The following is an 18048-nucleotide window of genomic DNA, read 5'->3' as shown; positions in this document are numbered from 1 at the left end:
ACGGCGCGCCGCCGTCGGCCTGCTCAATGCAGTCGGAATGTCGCGCGATTATAGCGGGTGGCGGCGACGCCGCAATGACGAACGGCGGTTGTCAGGCCAGCACGCGCCGGGCCGCCAGCATGCCCCAGTACGACGCTTCCTCGAACAGCGACAGCCCGGACAGGTCGGCATGCGCGAACACGACGGGGCCGTCGGCATCGCGCAATGCGAGCAGCCCCGGCCGGCTCAGGAAGCCGACGTCCGGCGTGGCCATCGCATGGCCGCGCACGGTGATCTCGAGTGCGGTCGCATGCTTCCAGAGCTCGCGTCCGTATACGGCCTGCAGGTCGATTGCCGCCTGCTCGCGCAACGCGTCGGGCCTCGCCTGCGCGAGCCAGCGGCGCGTCTCGTCCGGCGTTTGCGTGCTCAATGCCTGATAGGCGGAGAACACGGAGCGCGTCGGCGGCGACATCCGGATCAACTGGTGCGTCGACACGACATAGCCGAGCCCCGCGCCGTCGTAGACGACGTTGTCCCACGCGAGCGGCACGCCGGCTTCCTCGGCGGGCATGCCGTCGAGCAGGAAATTGGACACGAGCCACGGCGCGCGCGGCGGCAGGTCGCGCGCGGGTTCGAAGCCGTACGCGGCAAGCTGCGGAAACACGCGCGCCGCGACGAACAGCGGCATCGCGCATACGACCCGGCGCGCCTTCAGCATGAACGTCGACAGCGCGCCGTCGTGGCCGACGCGGGCGCACAGCACGTCGACGCCGCTCGCGCGTTCGGTCGCGCGCACCGCGAAGCCGTCCCGCGACCATGCGTTCGAGCCGGTGCGCGCGGCGATCGAATCGCTCAGTTTCGTCACCATCGTGTGCAGCCCGTCGGGCCAGGTCAGCACCGCGCCGTCGCCCGCGTCGCCCGCATGGCCGCCGCGCGACGAGAAATAGTGCAGCCCGGCCCATGCGGAGACGTGCTCGTAACCGGCGCCGTAGTCGTCGCGGCAGCAGTAGTCCAGATACCAGTGCAGCGCCTTCGCGGTGTAGCCCTCGTCGCGCAGCCACTGGCGAAACGAGCGCCGGTCGAGTGCGCGCCAGCGCGGGTCGCGCGACGAATCCGCGATCGGGATGCAGAACACCTTGCGGCCGTCGGCACCGTGCGCGGTGCGCAGCCCGTCGGTGTACGCGAAGAAGCGCGCCTGCTGAGCGAGTGCGTCGGCGTCGAGGCCGGCGGTCGGCACGATGCCGTCCTGCCACTGCCCGCCGATGAACAGCCGTTCGTCCGGTGCGTGGACGAGGGCACGCTCGTCGTACACGGGGCGCGCGGAGAACGGCGCGGATTCGATCACGCCGAGGTCGGCGAGCATGTCGCGCAGATGCACGGATTCGCGCGACGGCAGCGGCAGGTAGTGCGCGCCCTTCGGATAGCCGAGCGCGCCGAAGCGCCCGCCGGCCGCGTTACCGCCGAATTCGGGGCCGGCGAGCACCGTGAAGCGCGTATGGCCGGCGCGCGCGAGCTGCCATGCGCACGACAGCCCGGCCGCGCCGGCGCCGAGAATCGCGACATCCGTCTCGATCGTGCCGGACGGCGGCGGCAGCATGGCATGGTCGCGCAGCGCATGGCCTTCGCGCATGCCGGGGTAGTCGACGCGCGGCGTCGTCTCGATCCAGCCGGTGCGGCCGCAGGCGGCGAGCGACGCGGCCGCCGACGCGACGAGGAACGTGCGACGGTCCATCAGCGCAGCACGTGCTTCCAGTCGTCGTCGAAGCGGCGCACGAGCGGCTGGTCGTTGAGTTCGTTCGGCGACATCGGCAGCGCCGGCATGTCGGCCGGAAAGTGGAACATCTCGGCGGCCGTTTGCGGATCGAGCCAGCGCGTCGGCACCGAGTAGTGCGTCGGCACCGTGAAATCGCGGCGCTTGCCGGCGATCACGAAGCCCCAGTCGCCGAACGACGGCACGTAGCAGTGGTACGGCCACGTGTTGAACCCCGCTTCGCGCAGTGTCGCGATGATGGTCCAGTACGCATGCGGCGCGAAATACGGCGACGTCGACTGGATTACCGTGTAGCCGTTCTCCGACAGGTGCCGTGCGAGCAGCCGGAATACGGGCACCGAATACAGGCGGCCGAGCCCGAAGTTGGTCGGATCGGGGAAGTCGACGACGATCGCGTCGTACACGTCGGCATTCGATTCGAGCCAGCGCACCGCGTCGTCGTTGATCACCTGCACGCGCGGATCCTTCAGCGCGCCCTGGTTCAGCTTGACGAGCGGCGCGGACGTCGAGAACAGCTTCGTCATCGCGGGATCGAGATCGACGAGCGTGATCCGTTCGAGATTGCGGTGCTTGAGCAGTTCGCGCACCGCGAGGCCGTCGCCGCCGCCCAGCACGAGCACGCGCTTCGCCCACGGCAGCGCCTCGATGGCCGGGTGGATCAGCGCTTCGTGATAGCGGTGCTCGTCGCGCGACGAGAATTGCAGGTTGCCGTTCAGGTACAGCCGCATGTCGTCGTGCCACTGCGTGAGCACGATGCGCTGGTACGGCGTCGTTTCCGAATAGATCGTCTCGTCGCCGTACACGCCGTGCTCGGCCCAGTGCGTGATGCGCTCCGACAGCGCGAACCCGGCAATCAGCAGCCCGATCACGAGCGACGCGCGCATCAGCTTGCCGCGCACGTTGCGGATTTCGTCGCGGAACAGGTGGGTCGTCCACAGTGCGACGAATGCGTTCAGGAGACCGAACAGGAAGCTCGTACGCAGCAGGCCGAGACGCGGCGCGAGCACGAGCGGGAAGATCAGCGACACGGCGAGCGAGCCGAGATAGTCGAAGGTCAGCACCTCGCTGACGGTATGGCGGAACGCCTGGCGGCGCTGCTGGAACGCGCGCATCACGAGCGGAATTTCCATCCCGATCAGCAGGCCGAGCGCGAGCACCAGTGCGTAGAGCGCCGCGCGAAACGGTGCGGCGAGCCATGCGAACACGACGAACAGCAGCGCGGCCGATACGCCGCCGAGCAGGCCGACGAGCAGCTCGATGTCGACGAAGCGGTCGAGCACGTCGTCGTCCTCGACGAACTTCGCGAGCCACGAGCCGATCCCCATCGCGAACAGGTAGCAGCCGATCACCGACGAGAACTGCAGGATCGAATCGCCGAGCAGGTAGCTCGACAGCGCGCTGCTGATCAGTTCGTAGCCGAGCCCGCACGACGCGAGCACGAGAATCGACAGGACGAGCGCACGCTTATGCAGCATCGCGCATCCGTTGTGCAGTGTTCGGCAATGTGGATATACTGGCGCGGATTTTCGTCTGGCGGCCCCGTGCGGGCCGACCGGCGACGGGGCGGCGAACCGAGCACAAAATCCGAGGAAAAGAATGAATAGTGCCTATCTTTATGCGGTTCATTTACTGTCGGCGTTCGTGCTGCTTCTTGTGTTCGCGGCAGTGTACCTGAAGGTCACCCCGTTCGACGAACTCGCGCTGATCCGCGACGGCAACGCGGCTGCGACGCTGTCGTTCGGCGGCGCGCTGATCGGTTTCTGCCTGACGCTCGCATCCAGCATCGCGCACAATTCCACGCTCGGCGAAGTCGTGATCTGGGCCGTCGGCGCGATGATCGTGCAACTGATCACCTATGCGGTGCTGACGCGCGTGATGCCCGGCATGAATCACGCGATCGAGGATCGCAACGTCGCGATGGGCGGCCTGATGGGCACCGCGTCGCTCGTCGTCGGCATCATCAATGCCGCCTGCCTGACCTGACGCGCCACGCGTTTCGAGGAGACCGACATGAGTCTGGGTTCATTCATCCGCAAGCAGTTCATCGACGTCCTGCAATGGACGGAAGACACCGACGGCGTGCTGGCCTGGCGCTATCCGATGGAAGACCAGGAAATCCAGTACGGCGGCAAGCTGACCGTGCGCGAAACGCAGGTCGCGATCTTCGTCAACGAGGGCAAGGTCGCCGACGTGTTCCAGCCGGGGCTCTATACGCTGGAAACGCGCACGCTGCCGGTGCTCACGAACCTGAAGAACTGGGACAAATTCTTTCAATCGCCTTTCAAGTCGGACGTCTACTTCTTCAGCACGCGGCTGCAGCTTGGCCGCCGCTGGGGCACCGCGCAGCCGGTGACGATCCGCGATCGCGAGTTCGGCTTCGTGCAACTGCGCGCGTTCGGCATCTACTCGTACCGGATCGTCGATGCGGCCGCGTTCCATCGCGAGGTCAGCGGCACGCGCGCGGCCTATACCGTCGACGATCTCGAGCAGCAACTGCGCAACCTGGTCGTCACCGCGATGAGCACGACGTTCGGCTCGGCCGACGTGGCGTTCGTCGACATGGCCGCGAACCAGTCGCTGCTGTCGCAGCGCGTCGCCGACGCACTGGTGCCGGTATTCACGCGCTACGGGCTCGCGCTCGACGCGTTCGCGGTCGAGAGCGTGTCGCTGCCGGCCGAGCTGCAAAAGGCGCTCGACCTGCGGATCGGAGCGGGGATGGCCGGCGATCTCGCGCGCGCCACGCAATACCAGACCGCGCAGGCGATTCCGCTCGCCGCGCAAAACCCGGGCGGCATCGCCGGGGTCGGCGCGGGGCTGGCCGCCGGCGCGGCGATCGGGCAGGCGATGGCCGGCCAGATCGCGGGCGCCGCGCAACCGGCGCAGGCCGCGCCGCCCGCGCCCGTTGCGGCGCCGGTAGCCGCGGCGGCGACCGAGGGCGCCGATTACGTGCAGCGGCTCGAGCAATTGAAGGCGCTGCTCGACAAGGGCCTCGTGACCGAAGACGACTATTCGCGCGCGAAGGCCGAGATCCTCGCGAAGCTCACGCGGTAAGCGTCGCACATGTTCCGTACCTCGTGCCCCCAATGCGGCGCGCCGGTCGAGTTTCGCTCGGCCGCGGCCGTGATGGCCGTCTGCGCGTTCTGCCGCAGCACGCTGCTCAAGCGCGGCGCCGACGTCGAGCGCATCGGCGAACTGGCCACGGTGCTCGACGACGCATCGCCGGTCCAGATCGGCACGGCCGGGCGCTACGGCAACCGCATGTTCACGGTGCTCGGCCGCATCCAGATGACCTACGACGCCGGCGCGTGGAGCGAATGGTACGTCGTGTTCGACGACGGCGCGTTCGGCTGGCTGTCGGATGCGTCGGGCCAGTACGCGATCACGGTGCGGGAGCCCGACGATGCGGCAGGCCGAACGTGGCCCGCATTCGGCACGCTCGAACCCGGCATGCGGATCGACCACGGCGGCCGCGCGTATCTGGTGTCCGACGTGCGTACCGCACGCTGCACGGGCGGCGACGGCGAGCTGCCGTTCCGCGTCGATGCCGGCTGGGAGGCGCGCGTCGTCGACCTGCGCACCGGCAATGCATTCGCGACCTACGACTATTCCGACGCCGAGTCGAACGGCGGCATCCCGGCCGTCTATTCGGGCGAGGCGCTGGAATTCGATGCGCTCGCGTTCACGGGCTTGCGCGATACCGAAAACGATACGCGCGAGAAACGCGGCGCCGAGATGGTGCCGTTCGCGTGCCCGAGCTGCGGTGCGCCGCTGTCCTATGCGCCGAACGTGGCCGACTACGTCGTGTGCGGCAGCTGTCATGCAGGCGTGCAGTGCACGGCCGAGCAGCAGATCGTGTTCGCGGCGCAGCGCAAGCTCGAATCGGTGAAAGGCGCGCTCGAACTCGGCGCGATCGGCACGTTCGACGGCGTGAAATACACGGTGATCGGCATGATGCGCTGCCGCGTGCCGGGTGACGCCGAGACATGGGACGAATATCTGCTGCTGAACCCGAAGCGCGGCTTCCTGTGGCTCGTGCAAAGCGAAGGGCGCTGGGAACGCGTGCAGGTGCTCGACCATTGGCCGACGATCGGCAGCGAATCCAGCGTGACCGATGGCGGCAAGACCTATCGTTTGCGCGAGGAATACGAATCGGAGGTCGTCTACGTGGTCGGGGCATTCAACTGGCGCGTGCAGGCGGGCGACCGCACGTCGATCATCGACTACGGCTGGCAGAAAGACAAGCTGACGCGCGAGCGCAGTGACGCGGAGATCGTCTGGTCGCGCGCGCGGCCGCTGTCGGGCAGCGCGCTCGCCGAGCGTTTCGGCACGCCGGCGCTTGCGACGGCCACCGCGGCTGCCGCGGGCGCCACCGAATCGATGGGCCTGTTCGGCAGCAAGGGGCCGCACAGTTTCGCGCCGCTGCCGTTCATGTTCAGCGCGTTGCTCGTGATCTTCAACCTGGGTTCGCTGTTCTCGTTCACCGGACGCTCCGTCTACGTGCTGGTCGGCCTGCTGGTGCTGTGGCTGCCGGAATGGCTGTGGGCGCGTTTTGCGTCGGACGGGGGCAACGCGTGATCCGGTACATCCTTTACGGCATCTACGGCCTGATCGTCGTCACGCTGTTCAGTTGCGCGTCGATCGGCGGCGGTTCGGGCGGCGGCGGGTGGGGCAGTTCGTCGGCGCGCAGCGGCTACTCGTCGTACGGGTCGCACAAATGACCGCGCGCGACGGGATCGCGCCGCCCTGCGCGGTGCTCGGCTCGCACGTGCTGGCCGACCTGGCCGGCATCGACGCGGCGCTGCTGCGCGACGCCGCGCGGCTCGAGTCGATCCTCACCGACGCGGCGCAACGGGCCGGCGCGCGCGTGATCGGCGCGCACTTCCATCATTTCGGCGGCGAGCATGGCGTGACGGGCGTCGTGCTGCTGGCGGAGTCGCACATCACGATCCATACGTGGCCCGAGCATCGTTTCGCGGCCGTCGACGCGTTCATGTGCGGCGCGGCGCGCGCGGCCGACGCGGTGGATGCGATCGCCACGGCGCTCGGCGCGCAGGCGCAGGTTCGGCAGCAGGTGGCGCGCGGAGGGGCGCCGGTCAGCGCGGCAGCGCTTCGGCCTCGGCCCAGCGCTTGAACGAATCGAGACGCCGGCGCGTGTGCACGAGATAGAACGCGCCGATCAGCGGTTCGAGCAGCCAGCGCAGCCAGGACGGCTGCGCACGGAAGTGGTACGTGAACTTCACCTCGGTCGACCCCGGCGTGTGCTCGGTGAAGTTCCAGCTGCCGCTGAAGCGTTCGAGCACTTTCGGCCCTTCGACCATTTCGACGGCGGCGACCTGCGGCGGGCGGTACGAGATGTAGCGCGACACCATCGTCGCACCCGACTGGCTGCGGCAGAACGCATCGACGCCGACATCGGCGGTCGTTCCGTCGAGCAGATAGGCATCGGTGAGGAAGCTGTCCCACACGAGCCGCCGGCCGTAATCCTGCGACCACGTGAACAGGCGTCTGCGATCGACGCCGACGGTCCGGCTGACTGAGATCCTCATGAGGGCGGGCGCCAAGGTTCGGATTGGGATGCAATCGAGTGTACCGCGCCAATAACCTGTGTTTCGTCAGACTTCGTCAAGTCGAGCGCGGGCTCGAATGGGATCGATTGACGCACTTCGGGAATTCCCCTACGATTTATCCCAACCCTTCGGGACAGACCCGGAGCGTTTCAATCTCTTGAGGGAGCCTCATGAGTACGCAACAGAACCGGCGCTTCGACGCGCTCGTTTTCATTGGTCGTTTCCAGCCTCCGCATCGTGGTCACCTGAACGTGCTGAAGTCGGCACTGAGCCGGGCCGAGCGCGTCTGCGTGCTGATCGGATCGACCGACAAGCCTCGCACCATCAAGGATCCGTTCTCGTTCGACGAGCGCCGCCAGATGCTGGCTTCGCTGCTCGACGCGTCCGAGCGCGACCGCGTGACGATCGCCCCGCTGCAGGATTCGACCTACAACGACGGCGACTGGGTGCGCTGGGTGCAGGATGCGGTGGCCGGCGCGCTCGGCGACGTCGCGCAGCGCAAGGTCGGGCTGATCGGCCACGAGAAGGACGCCACATCGTATTACCTGCGGATGTTCCCGCAATGGGAACTCGTCGACGTCGACGCGACGGAAGACATTTCCGCGACCGAGATCCGCGACCAGTACTTCGCCGAACGAACCAACAGCTTCGTGCAGTGGGCCGTGCCGGAACCCGTGTTCGGCTGGCTCGAGCGGTTCCGCACGCAGCCGGAATTCGCGCAACTGAAGTCGGAAGCCGAATTCATCGCCGCGTATCGCAAGGCCTGGGCGGCCGCGCCGTATCCCGTCACGTTCGTGACGGTCGACGCGGTGGTCGTGCACTCGGGGCATATCCTGCTCGTGCGTCGCCGCAGCGAACCGGGCCGCGGCCTGTGGGCGCTGCCGGGCGGTTTCGTGAACCAGGACGAGCGGCTCGATGCGGCGTGCATTCGCGAACTGCGCGAGGAAACCGGCCTCAAGCTGCCGGAGCCCGTGCTGCGCGGCTCGATCAAGGATCGCCAGGTGTTCGATCACCCGACGCGTTCGCTGCGCGGCCGCACGATCACGCACGCGTGCCTGTTCAACTTCCCGACCGGCGAGCTGCCGCGCGTGAAGGGCAGCGACGACGCCGACAAGGCGCGCTGGGTCCCGCTCAACGAATTCGCGCAGATGCGCAACGTGATGTTCGAGGATCACTTCGACATCGCATATCACTTCCTGGGGAAGCTGTGACGCGCTGATTCCCCGCATTCGGTCCGCCGCGACAGACGCGGCGGCACTTCAACGGCCTAGAGGAGCTCTAGCCATGCAAAACGATCCCGGCGGCTTTGCCGCGGTTCTCGCCAATCCGATTCTCAACACGGATTCGTACAAGGCTTCCCACTTCCTGCAATATCCGCCGGACGCATCGGCGATGTTCTCGTACGTCGAATCGCGCGGCGGCCGTTACGACCGAACGCTGTTCTTCGGGCTGCAGATGCTGCTGAAGGAGTATCTGTGCAAGCCGGTCACGCACGCGATGATCGACGACGCGCGCGATTTCTTCGCCGTGCACGGCGAGCCGTTCAACGAAGCCGGATGGCGTCATATCGTCGAGCACTACGATGGCTATCTGCCGGTGAAGATCCGCGCGGTGCCGGAAGGTTCGATCGTGCCGGTGCACAACGTGCTGATGACGGTCGAATGCGACGATCCGCAGGTGTTCTGGCTCGCGTCGTATCTCGAGACGATGCTGTTGCGCATCTGGTATCCGGTGACGGTGGCGACGCGCAGCTGGCACCTGCGGCAAACGATTCGCCGCTTCCTCGAAAGGACCGACAACGATCTCGCGCAACTGCCGTTCAAGCTGCACGACTTCGGCGCGCGCGGCGTGTCGAGCGCGGAATCGGCCGCGATTGGCGGCGCCGCGCACCTCGTGAGCTTCATGGGCTCGGACACGGTGCTCGGCGTGCTGGCCGCGAACCGCTTCTATCGCGAGCCGATGGCCGCCTACTCCGTGCCGGCGGCCGAGCACAGCACGATCACGTCGTGGGGGCGCGAAGGCGAGGCCGATGCGTACCGCAACATGATCAGCCGCTTCGGCTTGCCGGGCGCAATCGTATCGGTTGTATCGGACTCGTATGATCTGTTCGCCGCGCTCGATCTATGGGGCGGCGAACTTCGGCAGGCGGTGATCGATTCGGGCGCGACGCTGGTCGTGCGTCCCGATTCCGGCGACCCGGTGACGATCGTGCTGCAAACGGTGCGGGCGCTCGACGCATCGTTCGGATCGACCGTGAACGGCAAGGGGCGGCGCGTGCTGAACCACGTGCGCGTGATCCAGGGCGACGGTGTCGACGAGCAGTCGATCGAAGCGATCCTCGTCGCGCTCGACGATGCGGGCTATGCGGCCGGCAACGTGGTGTTCGGCATGGGCGGTGCGCTGTTGCAGCGGGTGAATCGCGATACGCAGCGCTTCGCGATGAAGTGTTCGGCCATCCGGCGCGGCGGCGTGTGGCACGACGTCCGCAAGGATCCGGTCACCGATCAGGGCAAGCGCTCGAAGCAGGGGCGGTTGACGTTGCTGCGCAATTGGCGCACCGGCGAGTATCGGACGGTGACGCTGCCGGTTGCGTGGGACGATCGTGTGCTGGAAGGCGAATGGGACGAGGCGCTCGAGACGGTGTTCGACACCGGGCGTCTGCTCGTCGATACGTCGTTCGCCGAGGTCAGGGCGAGGGCGCACGCGGGGGAGGTGTGACGCGGGCGGCGGGGTAACCCGTCGCGGGACGGCCGGCTCGCGTCACTTGCCGGCCAGCAAACGGCCGCCGGCATCCGCCGGCGCGCCGCCGCGCTCTCCCACCCGCGCCGCGTCCATCGCCCGCGCGAGCGCATCGAACACGGCGGGCCCCTTGCAGCGCGACACGTTGAAGCGCAGGTACGACGTCGCGCTGCGCGACGCACTGAACACGTCGCCGGGTGCGAGCACCACGTCGTGGTCGAGCGCATGACGCGCGACGCGCGCCGCGTCGAGCCCGTCCGGCAATTGCGCCCACACGAACAACCCGCCGCGCGGCTCCGTCCAGATGCCGAGCCCGGCTCGCGCGAGGCGCCGGATCGTTTCGCCCATCGCATCCGCGAGACGCGCGCGCAGGCTGTCGAGATGGCGCCGATACGTGCCATCGATCAGCAGCCGATGCACGACGTTGGCGCCGATCTGCGCGTTGCCGAACGACGTCGCGAGCTTCAGGTCGACGAGGGCGTCGATCCATTCCGGCCGCGCGGCGACATAGCCGCAGCGGATCGCGGCCGACAGCGTCTTCGAGAAGCTGCCGATCGACACCACGCGCGACAGCCCGTCGAACGCCGCGAGCCGCGGCGCGGGCGTGCTCTCGAAATCCGCGAAGATGTCGTCCTCGACGATCAGCAGCCCGTGCTCGGCCGCGAGCGTCAGCAGCCGGTGCGCGACGGGCGGCGCGAGCGTCGCGCCGGTCGGGTTGTGCAGCGCGGCGTTGGTGATGTACAGGCGCGGTCGATGCTCGGCGAGGACTTGCTCGAAGCGCACGAGATCGGGCCCGTTCGGCGTGAACGGCACGCTGACGATTCGTGCACGGTGCGCGCGCAGCAGCGCCTGGAAGTTGAAGTAGCACGGATCGTCGAGCACGACGGTATCGCCGGGCTCCAGCAGCAGGCGGCACACGAGATCGAGCGCGTGCGTGCCGCCGTCGGTCAGCATGATCTGTGCGGGTTCCGCGTGAACGCCATGCTGTGCGAGCCGCCATGCAAGCTGCTGGCGCAGCGCGGGCAGGCCGAGCGGCGTCGCATAGTCGGTCAGCGCATCGGCTTCGTCGCGCGACACGGCGCGCAGCGCGCGACGCAGGCTTTCGTCGGGCAGCCACGACGACGGCAGCCACCCGCAGCCGGGCTTCACCGACGTCGGCGCCGCTTCGAGCGACTGGCGCGACAGCCATAGCGGATCGAGTTCGCGATCGAGGCGCGGGTCCAGCTCGGCGAGCGCGAGCGGCGGCGCGTGGCCCGACACGTAGAAGCCCGAACCGCGCCGGGCGACGAGCACGCCTTCGCTCGCGAGCCGCTCGTACGCATCGACGACCGTCGATTTCGACACGCCGAGCCCGTCGGCCATCATCCGGATCGACGGCACGCGCGCACCCGGCATCAGCGCGCGGCTCGCGATCCGTGCGCGCAGGGTGTCCATGACGGTTTCCACGCGCGTGCGCGACGGCGCGGGCGGAGCGGGCATCGGGGCGGAAGGGCTCATGGCGAACGATGAACTGTACGGTTGGTTGTCCAGTACAGTTTGTCTGAATTGTATTGGGCTGTAGCTTACGCCGTTTTCGCCGGCGGCGGATCATCGGTCATCCATTCTCCATTCAGGGTTGACCGTGCAAAAGACGACCGACGGATGGCTCAGCGGCATGCTGGGCGTCATCATCTTCAGTGGCTCGCTGCCCGCGACGCGGGTCGCGGTGCAAGGGCTCGACCCGCTGTTTCTCACGTTCGCCCGCGCGACGATCGCCGGCGCGCTCGGCCTGCTGCTGCTCGTCGTGCTGAAGCAGAAGCGGCCGTCGCGCGCCGAGGCCGTGTCGCTGGCCGTCGTCGCGCTCGGCGTCGTGGTCGGTTTCCCGTTGCTGACGGCGCTTGCGCTGAAGCACGTGACGTCCGCGCAAGCGATCGTGTTCGTCGGGCTGCTGCCGCTCGCGACCGCGCTGTTCGGCGTGTGGCGCGGCGGCGAGCGGCCGCGGCTGCCGTTCTGGATCTTCTCGATCGTCGGCAGCGGCGCGGTGGCCGCGTTCGCGCTGCGCGACGGCGGGCAGGCGTCGGTGGTCGGCGACGCGCTGATGCTGGCCGCGATCGTCGCGTGCGGGCTCGGTTATGCGGAAGGCGCGCGCCTGTCGCGCCAGCTCGGCGGCTGGCAGGTGATCTCGTGGGCGCTCGTGCTGTCGCTGCCGCTGATGCTGCCGCTCACGTGGCTGACCTGGCCCGCGTCGTTCGACGGCGTCGATGCCGCCGCGCTGGGGGGGCTCGCGTACGTGTCGCTGTTCAGCATGTTGATCGGCTTCGTGTTCTGGTATCGCGGGCTGGCGCTCGGCGGGATCGCGGGCGTCGGCCAGTTGCAGCTGCTGCAGCCGTTCTTCGGCTTCCTGCTCGCGGCCGGGCTGCTGCACGAGACGGTGCCGCCGTCGATGGTCGTCGTGACGGTAATCGTGGTCGGCTGCGTGGCGGGCGCGAAGTACTTCTCGAAGATGGCGCCCGTGCAGCGCGCGGGGTGACGCAGACGCCGCGGCGTGCCGCGCATCGGGCCGACGTTACCCGATGCGATGGCGGCAAGCCGGTTGCGATCGATGCGCATGATCGCGATCGTGAGCCCGACGGCGAGACGCCAAGCAAAACGGCCAGGCTGCCGGCAGCGGCAAGCCCGGCCGTTGGCGTTCGTCACGCCGGACGCGGGTTACTCGAACGTTTCGAGCGCGAGCAATTCGCCGATCGTCTGCCGGCGACGGATGAGCCGCGGCGCGCCGCGATCGACCAGCACTTCCGGCGCGAGCGGCCGGCTGTTGTAGTTCGAGGACATCGACGCGCCATACGCGCCGGCGTCGTGCAGGAACAGCAGGTCGCCGATCTGCGGCTGCGGGAGTTTGCGGTGCGTGACCACGCCGCCTGCGTCCTGCGTGAACACGTCGCCCGATTCGCACAGCGGCCCGGCGATCGCGAGGTCGACGAGCGGCCGGCCGGCGGGCAGCGCGCCGTCGTGCGCGTGCACCGACACCGCGTGATAGCTGCCGTACATCGACGGGCGCATCAGGTCGTTGAAGCCCGCGTCGATCAGCACGAAATCGTGCTTCGGCCGACGGTTGACGGCCTGCACCTCGGTGACGAGCGTGCCGGCTTCGGCCACCAGAAAGCGGCCCGGCTCGATCTCGATGCGCACCGGATGGCCGAGATGTCGTTCGATCCGCTTGCGCGCGGCGTCCCACTGGCTGAAGTAGTGTCCGACGTCGACGCGCGGCTCGCCGTCGCGATACGGAATCGACAGGCCGCCGCCGGCCGAGATCGCGTCGATGTCGTGGCCGAGCGACGTGACGAGATCGACCATCGCATCGCACACCTGCGACAGGTGGCCGTAGTCGACGCCCGAACCGATGTGCATGTGGATCCCGACCAGCTTCAGCCCGTACCGGCGCACGATCTCGATCGCACGCGGGACGTCGTCGATCCAGATGCCGTGCTTGCTCTGCGGGCCGCCGGTGTTGGTCTTGTTGCTGTGGCCGTGGCCGAAACCGGGGTTGACGCGCAGCCACACGCGGTGGCCGGGCGCGTGCTCGCCGATGCGCGCGAGCATGTCGAGCGAGCCTGCGTTCACGGTCACGCCGTGCTTCAGCACCGCCGCGAGCGTCGGACGGTCGATCAGGTCGGCCGTGAACACGACGCCTTCCGGCTCGCCTGCGGGGCTGAACCCGGCCGCGAGGCTGCGCTCGATCTCGCCGAGCGACACGGCGTCGACGCATGCGCCTTCGTCGCGCATCAGCTTCAGGATATGGACGTTCGAGTTCGCCTTCTGTGCGTAGCGGATCACGTCGAACTGGCGCAGTTGGGCGATGCGGTCGCGGATGACGTCGGCGTCGTACACCCACAGCGGGGTGCCGTATTGCTGCGCGAGCGTCGCGAGCTGGCGGGAATCGAGGGACATGGCGGATGAATCGGATCGAATGAACGGATAGCCGGATGATGCGCCTGATTGGCTATACAGTAAAATGCCTGTTTATCTTCATTCGATTCATTTCTGATATATAAGATCATGCTGACGCACCGTCATATCGAGGTCTTCCGTGCGCTGATGGTCACCGGCAGCACGATCCGCGCGGCCGAGATGCTGTACACGTCGCAGCCGACGATCAGCCGCGAGCTGGCGCGGATGGAGCAGGTCGTCGGCTTTGCGTTGTTCGAACGCGCGCACGGCCGGCTGCGCCCGACGATGGCCGCGCTCACGCTGTTCGACGACGTGCGGCTCGCGTATGTGGGGCTCGAACGGGTCGCGGCGACGGCCGCGCGCCTGCGCGAGTTTCGCGACGGGCAACTGTCGGTGATCGCGTTGCCGGCGTTCTCGCACGCGATCCTGCCCGGGGCCTGCCGGCGCTTTCACGACGCGCATGCGGGCGTCAGCGTGTCGGTCGCGACGCAGGAGTCGCCGGTGCTCGAAGAATGGCTCACCGCGCAGCGTTACGATCTCGGGCTGACCGAGCGCGACGTCGCGCCGGCCGGCACCGTGCTCACGCCGCTGCTCGAAGTCGATGAAGTGTGCGTGCTGCCCGATGGCCATCCGCTGCTCGCGCAGGACGCGATCGACCTGCTGGATCTCGCCGATCGCCCGTTCGTGAGCCTGTCGCTGAACGATCCGTATCGCATCCTGATCGACGAGGCGTTCGCGCAGCTCGGCGTCGCGCCGCGCTCGGTGGTGGACACGCCGTCGGCCGTGTCGGTGTGTGCGTTCGTGCGGCAGGGGCTGGGAGCCGCGATCGTCAACCCGCTCACCGCGCTCGATTTCGTCGGCCGCGACCTGCACGTGCGGCCGCTGACGCGGTCGTTTCCGTACCGGGTCAGCGTGGTCGTGCCCGAGCACCGGCCGAAGAACCTGCTCGTCGACGCATTCGCCGATGCGCTGCGCGCCGAAGCGAAGGCGATCCGCCGCCGGCTGGCCGCCTACCTCGGCTAGCGGTGCCGCCGTATGATGGGCGTTTCGCCGCCATCGCCGTCATCGCCGCCATTTTCCGGAATCCAGTCATGACCGACGCATCGTCTTTCCTCGAACAACCGACTCTCACCGGCGCACGTGTCGTCCTGCGCCCGCTCGACGTATCCGACCGGCAGGCGCTGCTGGACGCCGCGGCCGACGGCGAGTTGTGGAACCTGACGGTCACGGTCGTGCCGGGCGCGCAGACGATCGACGCCTACATCGACGCGGCGTTGCAGGGACGGGCGGCCGGCACCGTGATGCCGTTCGTGATCGTCGATCGCGCGTCGGGCCGCGCCATCGGCAGCACGCGCTTCTGGAAGATCGACCGCCAGAATCGCAAGCTCGAGATCGGCCATACGTGGCTGAGCGAATCGGCGCAGCGTACGCGCGCGAATACCGAAGCGAAGCGATTGCTGCTGGCCTATGCGTTCGACACGCTGCAATGCGTGCGTGTGCAGTTCACGACGGACGAGCTGAACGAGAAATCGCGCGCGGCGATCCTGCGGCTCGGTGCGAAACAGGAGGGCATCGTGCGTCACGAACGGATCATGCCGGATGGCCGCAAGCGCAACTCGGTGCGCTTCAGCATCATCGACGACGAATGGCCGGACGTGCGGGCGCGACTCGACGCGAAGCTGGCGACGTAACGTGTGACGGATGACGCGGGGCGCTTGATGCTTCAGACGTGCGTCGCGCCGCCGGCAGGGGGGCGGCGGCGCGACGGGGGGGGAAACGGTGCGCCGCGCGCGATGCGCGGCGCCGCACAGGATGAATTACTGCGCCGATGCGAGGTGATGACGCTGCGCGAGCTTCTGGGCATCCGCGTAGTGCGCCTGCAGGATCGGCAGCGCCTGGCGTGCGACTTCCTTCAGCTTGGTGTCGCGGCCCGATGCGATTTCGGCCTGGAACGCCGAGATCGCCTTCTGCTGGCCGGCGAGCGCGACCTGTTCGATATACGCCTTGTCGAACTCGGCGCCGCGCAGGCTCTTGATGCTGTTCAGCACGGACGTGTCCGGGTCGTTGGCCGGCACGTCGACGCCGCGCGGGCTGGCCGCGCGCATTGCCTGGATGATCTTCGCATCGTCGGTCGACACGCGTTGCGCGAACGCCTTGACCTGGCTGTCGGACGTGCGCGAATCGGCGATGCGTGCGGCGTCGTGCTGCGTCGACACGGTCTTCGTGCCGTCGTTGATGAAGGTCTGGTCGGCTTCGTGGATGCGCGTCGCGGTCGCGGCCGGCGCAGCCGATGCGCCGGGTGCCGGCTGTGCGGTTTGCGCGGTCGCCGTCACGGCGACGAGAAGCAGGCCAGCGGCAGACAAGGCAAGGCGCGAAATATGGGGAAAGCGGTTCATGGGACCTCCTTTCGATCGGGGCTCTGGTTAAAAAACGGATCGTGCGATCCGTCGCTGTGCGAGAGACCGGGCGCGCCCGGGCCGGATTCGACTGCCGCTCTGCCGCGGCGGCGTTCGAAGTGCTTTCCGGCCCGACTGATTCTAGGAGAGCGGTCGGGTAGCAGGTGCAACCGTGCTGTGGCTTGTGTAACGGTTGGTAAGACGAATCGATGGGCACGCGCGCAGGCCGGTAGCGCGTACCTGATGCGCGTGCGGCGGCGGCAATTTTTGCGTGCGCGTGGCGCATGCAATGGATGAGATGCGCGTGCGTGTCATCGGCGCTTCAGCGACGTGATGCCGTCGCGGCTGTTGCCGTGGCGGCGCGTCGGGCGAGGGGCGGTGTGTGAGCGTGGCGTGCGTGAAAGCGTTACACGCGATCGAGCAGCGCATCGAGGCGCGGCAGCAACGGCGTCGCGCAATGTGCCTGCAATGCGTCGGGTGCCGTGTAGCCCCACGCGACGCCCTGAAATGCGATATGCGCACGCCGCGCCGCGTCGGCATCGCGGATTTCGTCGCCGACGTACAGCACTTCGTCGGCGCGCACACCGGCCTCGCGGACGAGCGCACGCAGGCGGCGCGCCTTGCCGAACAGCGGAATGCCGCATGCGAAATGGTCGACGCGCGCGCCGGCGCGCGGGCCGAGCCGGTCACGCACGATCTCCTCGGTATTCGACGTGGCGATCGCGACGCGGATGCCGCGCGCGGCGAGCGCGTCGAACGTTTCGGCGACGCCGGGAAAGAGCCGCACGTGCGCGACGCGCGGCCGCATCAGGCGGCGTATGTCGATCGTCACGCGCGGCACTTTCCACATCGGCACGTCGAGCGCGCGAATGATGTCGCGCGCCGACATCCCGCGCAGCGCCGGGCGCAGTTCGGGCGTGGCGTCGCGAAAGCCGTGCAGGCGCGACGCTTCCGACAGCGCGGCGAGAAAACTGTCGAGCGAATCGGCGAGCGTGCCGTCGAAGTCGAAGGCGATGAGGCGGTAGGTCATGAAGCAGCGTCTCGGGTTTATCGGCGGATGCCATTGTCGCCGAATCGAGGGTGGCAGTGCGGCTGTTCGTCCACGGCGGATTCCAGTGCCCCTTGTCCCGTATCCCACGGCGCGGTATCGTCGATGCTCCGCTTGCCGCCCCTCGAACCGGAGAACAGACGTGCCCGCAGCCACTCCCGCCACGCTGAGAATTTCCACCGACAAGCGCGAGCTCGACATCGACACGATCTTCGATTTCCTGCATCGCGACGCGTACTGGTCGCAGGGCATTCCGCGCGACGTGGTCGAGCGGGCGATCGAGGGCTCGCTGTGCTTCGGTGCATATGTCGGCGACCGGCTCGTCGGGTTTGCGCGGCTCGTCACCGATCACGCGACATTCGCGTATCTGTGCGACGTGTTCGTGCTGCCGGCCGAACGCGGCAACGGCTACGGCCGCGCACTGATCGACCATATATTCGCGCAGGAGATGGTGCAGCGGCTGCGCCGCATCATGCTCGTCACGACCGACGCGCACGAACTCTACCGGCCGGTCGGGTTCGGTCCTTCCGCGAACCCCGAGCGGCTGATGGAGATCCGCCGGCCCGACATCTACGCGAAACGCTGACGCGGCGCAGCGCATACAATACGCGCTTTCCGTTT

Annotated in this window: 18 protein-coding genes; 11 read left to right on the top strand and 7 right to left on the bottom strand. The window is 68.0% G+C overall.

The features are described from left to right. Nucleotides 1–91: 91 nt before the first annotated feature. Together A9Z05_RS06120 and A9Z05_RS06115 are read right to left on the bottom strand one after the other, a co-directional pair. Nucleotides 92–1711: an NAD(P)/FAD-dependent oxidoreductase gene (locus A9Z05_RS06120; RefSeq protein ID WP_069617305.1), complete on the bottom strand. Its 1620-nt coding sequence runs from the start codon at nucleotides 1709–1711 to the stop codon at nucleotides 92–94. Then, nucleotides 1711–3225: a polyamine aminopropyltransferase gene (locus tag A9Z05_RS06115; RefSeq protein WP_069617304.1), complete on the bottom strand. Its 1515-nt coding sequence runs from the start codon at nucleotides 3223–3225 to the stop codon at nucleotides 1711–1713. Before A9Z05_RS06115 ends, A9Z05_RS06120 begins: the two co-directional genes overlap by 1 nt. Before the next feature lie 121 nt (nucleotides 3226–3346). On the opposite strand from A9Z05_RS06115, the gene A9Z05_RS06110 reads away from it, so the two are divergent. Genes A9Z05_RS06110 through speD form a run of 5 tightly spaced genes read left to right on the top strand, consistent with a single transcriptional unit; the run spans nucleotide 3347 to nucleotide 6881 of the window. Then, the gene (locus tag A9Z05_RS06110) at nucleotides 3347–3733 is read left to right on the top strand and encodes a DUF350 domain-containing protein (RefSeq protein WP_006480820.1); all 387 of its coding nucleotides are present in this window, start codon (nucleotides 3347–3349) and stop codon (nucleotides 3731–3733) included. A gap of 27 nt (nucleotides 3734–3760) precedes the next feature. Next, nucleotides 3761–4801, top strand: a complete 1041-nt coding sequence (locus A9Z05_RS06105) for an SPFH domain-containing protein (RefSeq protein WP_069617303.1) — start codon at nucleotides 3761–3763, stop codon at nucleotides 4799–4801. A gap of 9 nt (nucleotides 4802–4810) precedes the next feature. Continuing rightward, a complete protein-coding gene (locus A9Z05_RS06100) occupies nucleotides 4811–6325 on the top strand; it encodes a DUF4178 domain-containing protein (RefSeq protein ID WP_069617302.1) in 1515 nt (504 codons plus the stop codon). Continuing rightward, a complete protein-coding gene (locus A9Z05_RS36825) occupies nucleotides 6322–6468 on the top strand; it encodes a hypothetical protein (RefSeq protein WP_175972952.1) in 147 nt (48 codons plus the stop codon). Before A9Z05_RS06100 ends, A9Z05_RS36825 begins: the two co-directional genes overlap by 4 nt. After that, nucleotides 6465–6881 (top strand): adenosylmethionine decarboxylase, encoded by a 417-nt coding sequence (speD, locus tag A9Z05_RS06095; protein WP_069617301.1) that lies wholly within the window; start codon nucleotides 6465–6467, stop codon nucleotides 6879–6881. The genes A9Z05_RS36825 and speD overlap by 4 nt, the downstream gene beginning before the upstream one ends. On the opposite strand, the gene A9Z05_RS06090 is transcribed toward speD, so the two are convergent. Then, the gene (locus tag A9Z05_RS06090) at nucleotides 6844–7296 is read right to left on the bottom strand and encodes a type II toxin-antitoxin system RatA family toxin (RefSeq protein ID WP_069617300.1); all 453 of its coding nucleotides are present in this window, start codon (nucleotides 7294–7296) and stop codon (nucleotides 6844–6846) included. The genes speD and A9Z05_RS06090 overlap by 38 nt on opposite strands. Nucleotides 7297–7487: 191 nt before the next feature. On the opposite strand from A9Z05_RS06090, the gene A9Z05_RS06085 reads away from it, so the two are divergent. Further along, nucleotides 7488–8528: a bifunctional nicotinamide-nucleotide adenylyltransferase/Nudix hydroxylase gene (locus A9Z05_RS06085; RefSeq protein WP_069617299.1), complete on the top strand. Its 1041-nt coding sequence runs from the start codon at nucleotides 7488–7490 to the stop codon at nucleotides 8526–8528. A gap of 73 nt (nucleotides 8529–8601) precedes the next feature. Further along, complete coding sequence (locus A9Z05_RS06080) at nucleotides 8602–10035, top strand: nicotinate phosphoribosyltransferase (RefSeq protein WP_069617298.1); 1434 nt, start codon at nucleotides 8602–8604, stop codon at nucleotides 10033–10035. Between the two features lie 42 nt (nucleotides 10036–10077). On the opposite strand, the gene A9Z05_RS06075 is transcribed toward A9Z05_RS06080, so the two are convergent. Beyond that, nucleotides 10078–11553: a PLP-dependent aminotransferase family protein gene (locus A9Z05_RS06075; RefSeq protein ID WP_069617297.1), complete on the bottom strand. Its 1476-nt coding sequence runs from the start codon at nucleotides 11551–11553 to the stop codon at nucleotides 10078–10080. Between the two features lie 124 nt (nucleotides 11554–11677). Between A9Z05_RS06075 and A9Z05_RS06070 the strand changes: the two genes are divergently transcribed. Continuing rightward, complete coding sequence (locus A9Z05_RS06070; protein ID WP_069617482.1) at nucleotides 11678–12565, top strand: DMT family transporter; 888 nt, start codon at nucleotides 11678–11680, stop codon at nucleotides 12563–12565. A 179-nt stretch (nucleotides 12566–12744) separates the two neighbouring features. Here the strand turns inward: A9Z05_RS06070 and lysA are convergent, their stop codons facing one another. Beyond that, complete coding sequence (gene lysA, locus A9Z05_RS06065; RefSeq protein WP_069617296.1) at nucleotides 12745–13983, bottom strand: diaminopimelate decarboxylase; 1239 nt, start codon at nucleotides 13981–13983, stop codon at nucleotides 12745–12747. A 108-nt stretch (nucleotides 13984–14091) separates the two neighbouring features. Between lysA and A9Z05_RS06060 the strand changes: the two genes are divergently transcribed. Both A9Z05_RS06060 and A9Z05_RS06055 read left to right on the top strand, forming a co-directional pair. Further along, complete coding sequence (locus A9Z05_RS06060; RefSeq protein WP_069617295.1) at nucleotides 14092–15006, top strand: LysR family transcriptional regulator; 915 nt, start codon at nucleotides 14092–14094, stop codon at nucleotides 15004–15006. Nucleotides 15007–15074: 68 nt separating this feature from the next. After that, nucleotides 15075–15674 carry a GNAT family N-acetyltransferase gene (locus A9Z05_RS06055; protein ID WP_069617294.1) on the top strand — a complete coding sequence of 200 codons (600 nt, stop codon included), beginning with the start codon at nucleotides 15075–15077 and terminating at the stop codon, nucleotides 15672–15674. Nucleotides 15675–15800: 126 nt separating this feature from the next. Here the strand turns inward: A9Z05_RS06055 and A9Z05_RS06050 are convergent, their stop codons facing one another. Together A9Z05_RS06050 and A9Z05_RS06045 are read right to left on the bottom strand one after the other, a co-directional pair. Next, the gene (locus A9Z05_RS06050; RefSeq protein ID WP_069617293.1) at nucleotides 15801–16379 is read right to left on the bottom strand and encodes a DUF4142 domain-containing protein; all 579 of its coding nucleotides are present in this window, start codon (nucleotides 16377–16379) and stop codon (nucleotides 15801–15803) included. Nucleotides 16380–16785: 406 nt separating this feature from the next. Further along, nucleotides 16786–17409: an HAD hydrolase-like protein gene (locus A9Z05_RS06045; protein ID WP_069617292.1), complete on the bottom strand. Its 624-nt coding sequence runs from the start codon at nucleotides 17407–17409 to the stop codon at nucleotides 16786–16788. Between the two features lie 160 nt (nucleotides 17410–17569). On the opposite strand from A9Z05_RS06045, the gene A9Z05_RS06040 reads away from it, so the two are divergent. Continuing rightward, nucleotides 17570–18013: a GNAT family N-acetyltransferase gene (locus A9Z05_RS06040; RefSeq protein ID WP_069617291.1), complete on the top strand. Its 444-nt coding sequence runs from the start codon at nucleotides 17570–17572 to the stop codon at nucleotides 18011–18013. The last annotated feature ends 35 nt before the right edge of the window (nucleotides 18014–18048 follow it).

The sequence above is a fragment of the Burkholderia sp. A2 genome (genome assembly GCF_001729305.1).
Lineage (GTDB): Bacteria > Pseudomonadota > Gammaproteobacteria > Burkholderiales > Burkholderiaceae > Burkholderia > Burkholderia sola.
Note: the sequence above shows the minus strand (reverse complement) of the source record. Positions and strands in the feature narration are given on the sequence as shown.

Coding starts and splice junctions, on each gene's coding strand:
- A9Z05_RS06120 (WP_069617305.1), bottom strand. CDS start 1,711: ATGGACCGTCGCACGTTCCTCGTCGCGTCGGCGGCCGCGTCGCTCGCC.
- A9Z05_RS06115 (WP_069617304.1), bottom strand. CDS start 3,225: ATGCTGCATAAGCGTGCGCTCGTCCTGTCGATTCTCGTGCTCGCGTCG.
- A9Z05_RS06110 (WP_006480820.1), top strand. CDS start 3,347: ATGAATAGTGCCTATCTTTATGCGGTTCATTTACTGTCGGCGTTCGTG.
- A9Z05_RS06105 (WP_069617303.1), top strand. CDS start 3,761: ATGAGTCTGGGTTCATTCATCCGCAAGCAGTTCATCGACGTCCTGCAA.
- A9Z05_RS06100 (WP_069617302.1), top strand. CDS start 4,811: ATGTTCCGTACCTCGTGCCCCCAATGCGGCGCGCCGGTCGAGTTTCGC.
- speD (WP_069617301.1), top strand. CDS start 6,465: ATGACCGCGCGCGACGGGATCGCGCCGCCCTGCGCGGTGCTCGGCTCG.
- A9Z05_RS06090 (WP_069617300.1), bottom strand. CDS start 7,296: ATGAGGATCTCAGTCAGCCGGACCGTCGGCGTCGATCGCAGACGCCTG.
- A9Z05_RS06085 (WP_069617299.1), top strand. CDS start 7,488: ATGAGTACGCAACAGAACCGGCGCTTCGACGCGCTCGTTTTCATTGGT.
- A9Z05_RS06080 (WP_069617298.1), top strand. CDS start 8,602: ATGCAAAACGATCCCGGCGGCTTTGCCGCGGTTCTCGCCAATCCGATT.
- A9Z05_RS06075 (WP_069617297.1), bottom strand. CDS start 11,553: ATGAGCCCTTCCGCCCCGATGCCCGCTCCGCCCGCGCCGTCGCGCACG.
- lysA (WP_069617296.1), bottom strand. CDS start 13,983: ATGTCCCTCGATTCCCGCCAGCTCGCGACGCTCGCGCAGCAATACGGC.
- A9Z05_RS06060 (WP_069617295.1), top strand. CDS start 14,092: ATGCTGACGCACCGTCATATCGAGGTCTTCCGTGCGCTGATGGTCACC.
- A9Z05_RS06055 (WP_069617294.1), top strand. CDS start 15,075: ATGACCGACGCATCGTCTTTCCTCGAACAACCGACTCTCACCGGCGCA.
- A9Z05_RS06050 (WP_069617293.1), bottom strand. CDS start 16,379: ATGAACCGCTTTCCCCATATTTCGCGCCTTGCCTTGTCTGCCGCTGGC.
- A9Z05_RS06045 (WP_069617292.1), bottom strand. CDS start 17,409: ATGACCTACCGCCTCATCGCCTTCGACTTCGACGGCACGCTCGCCGAT.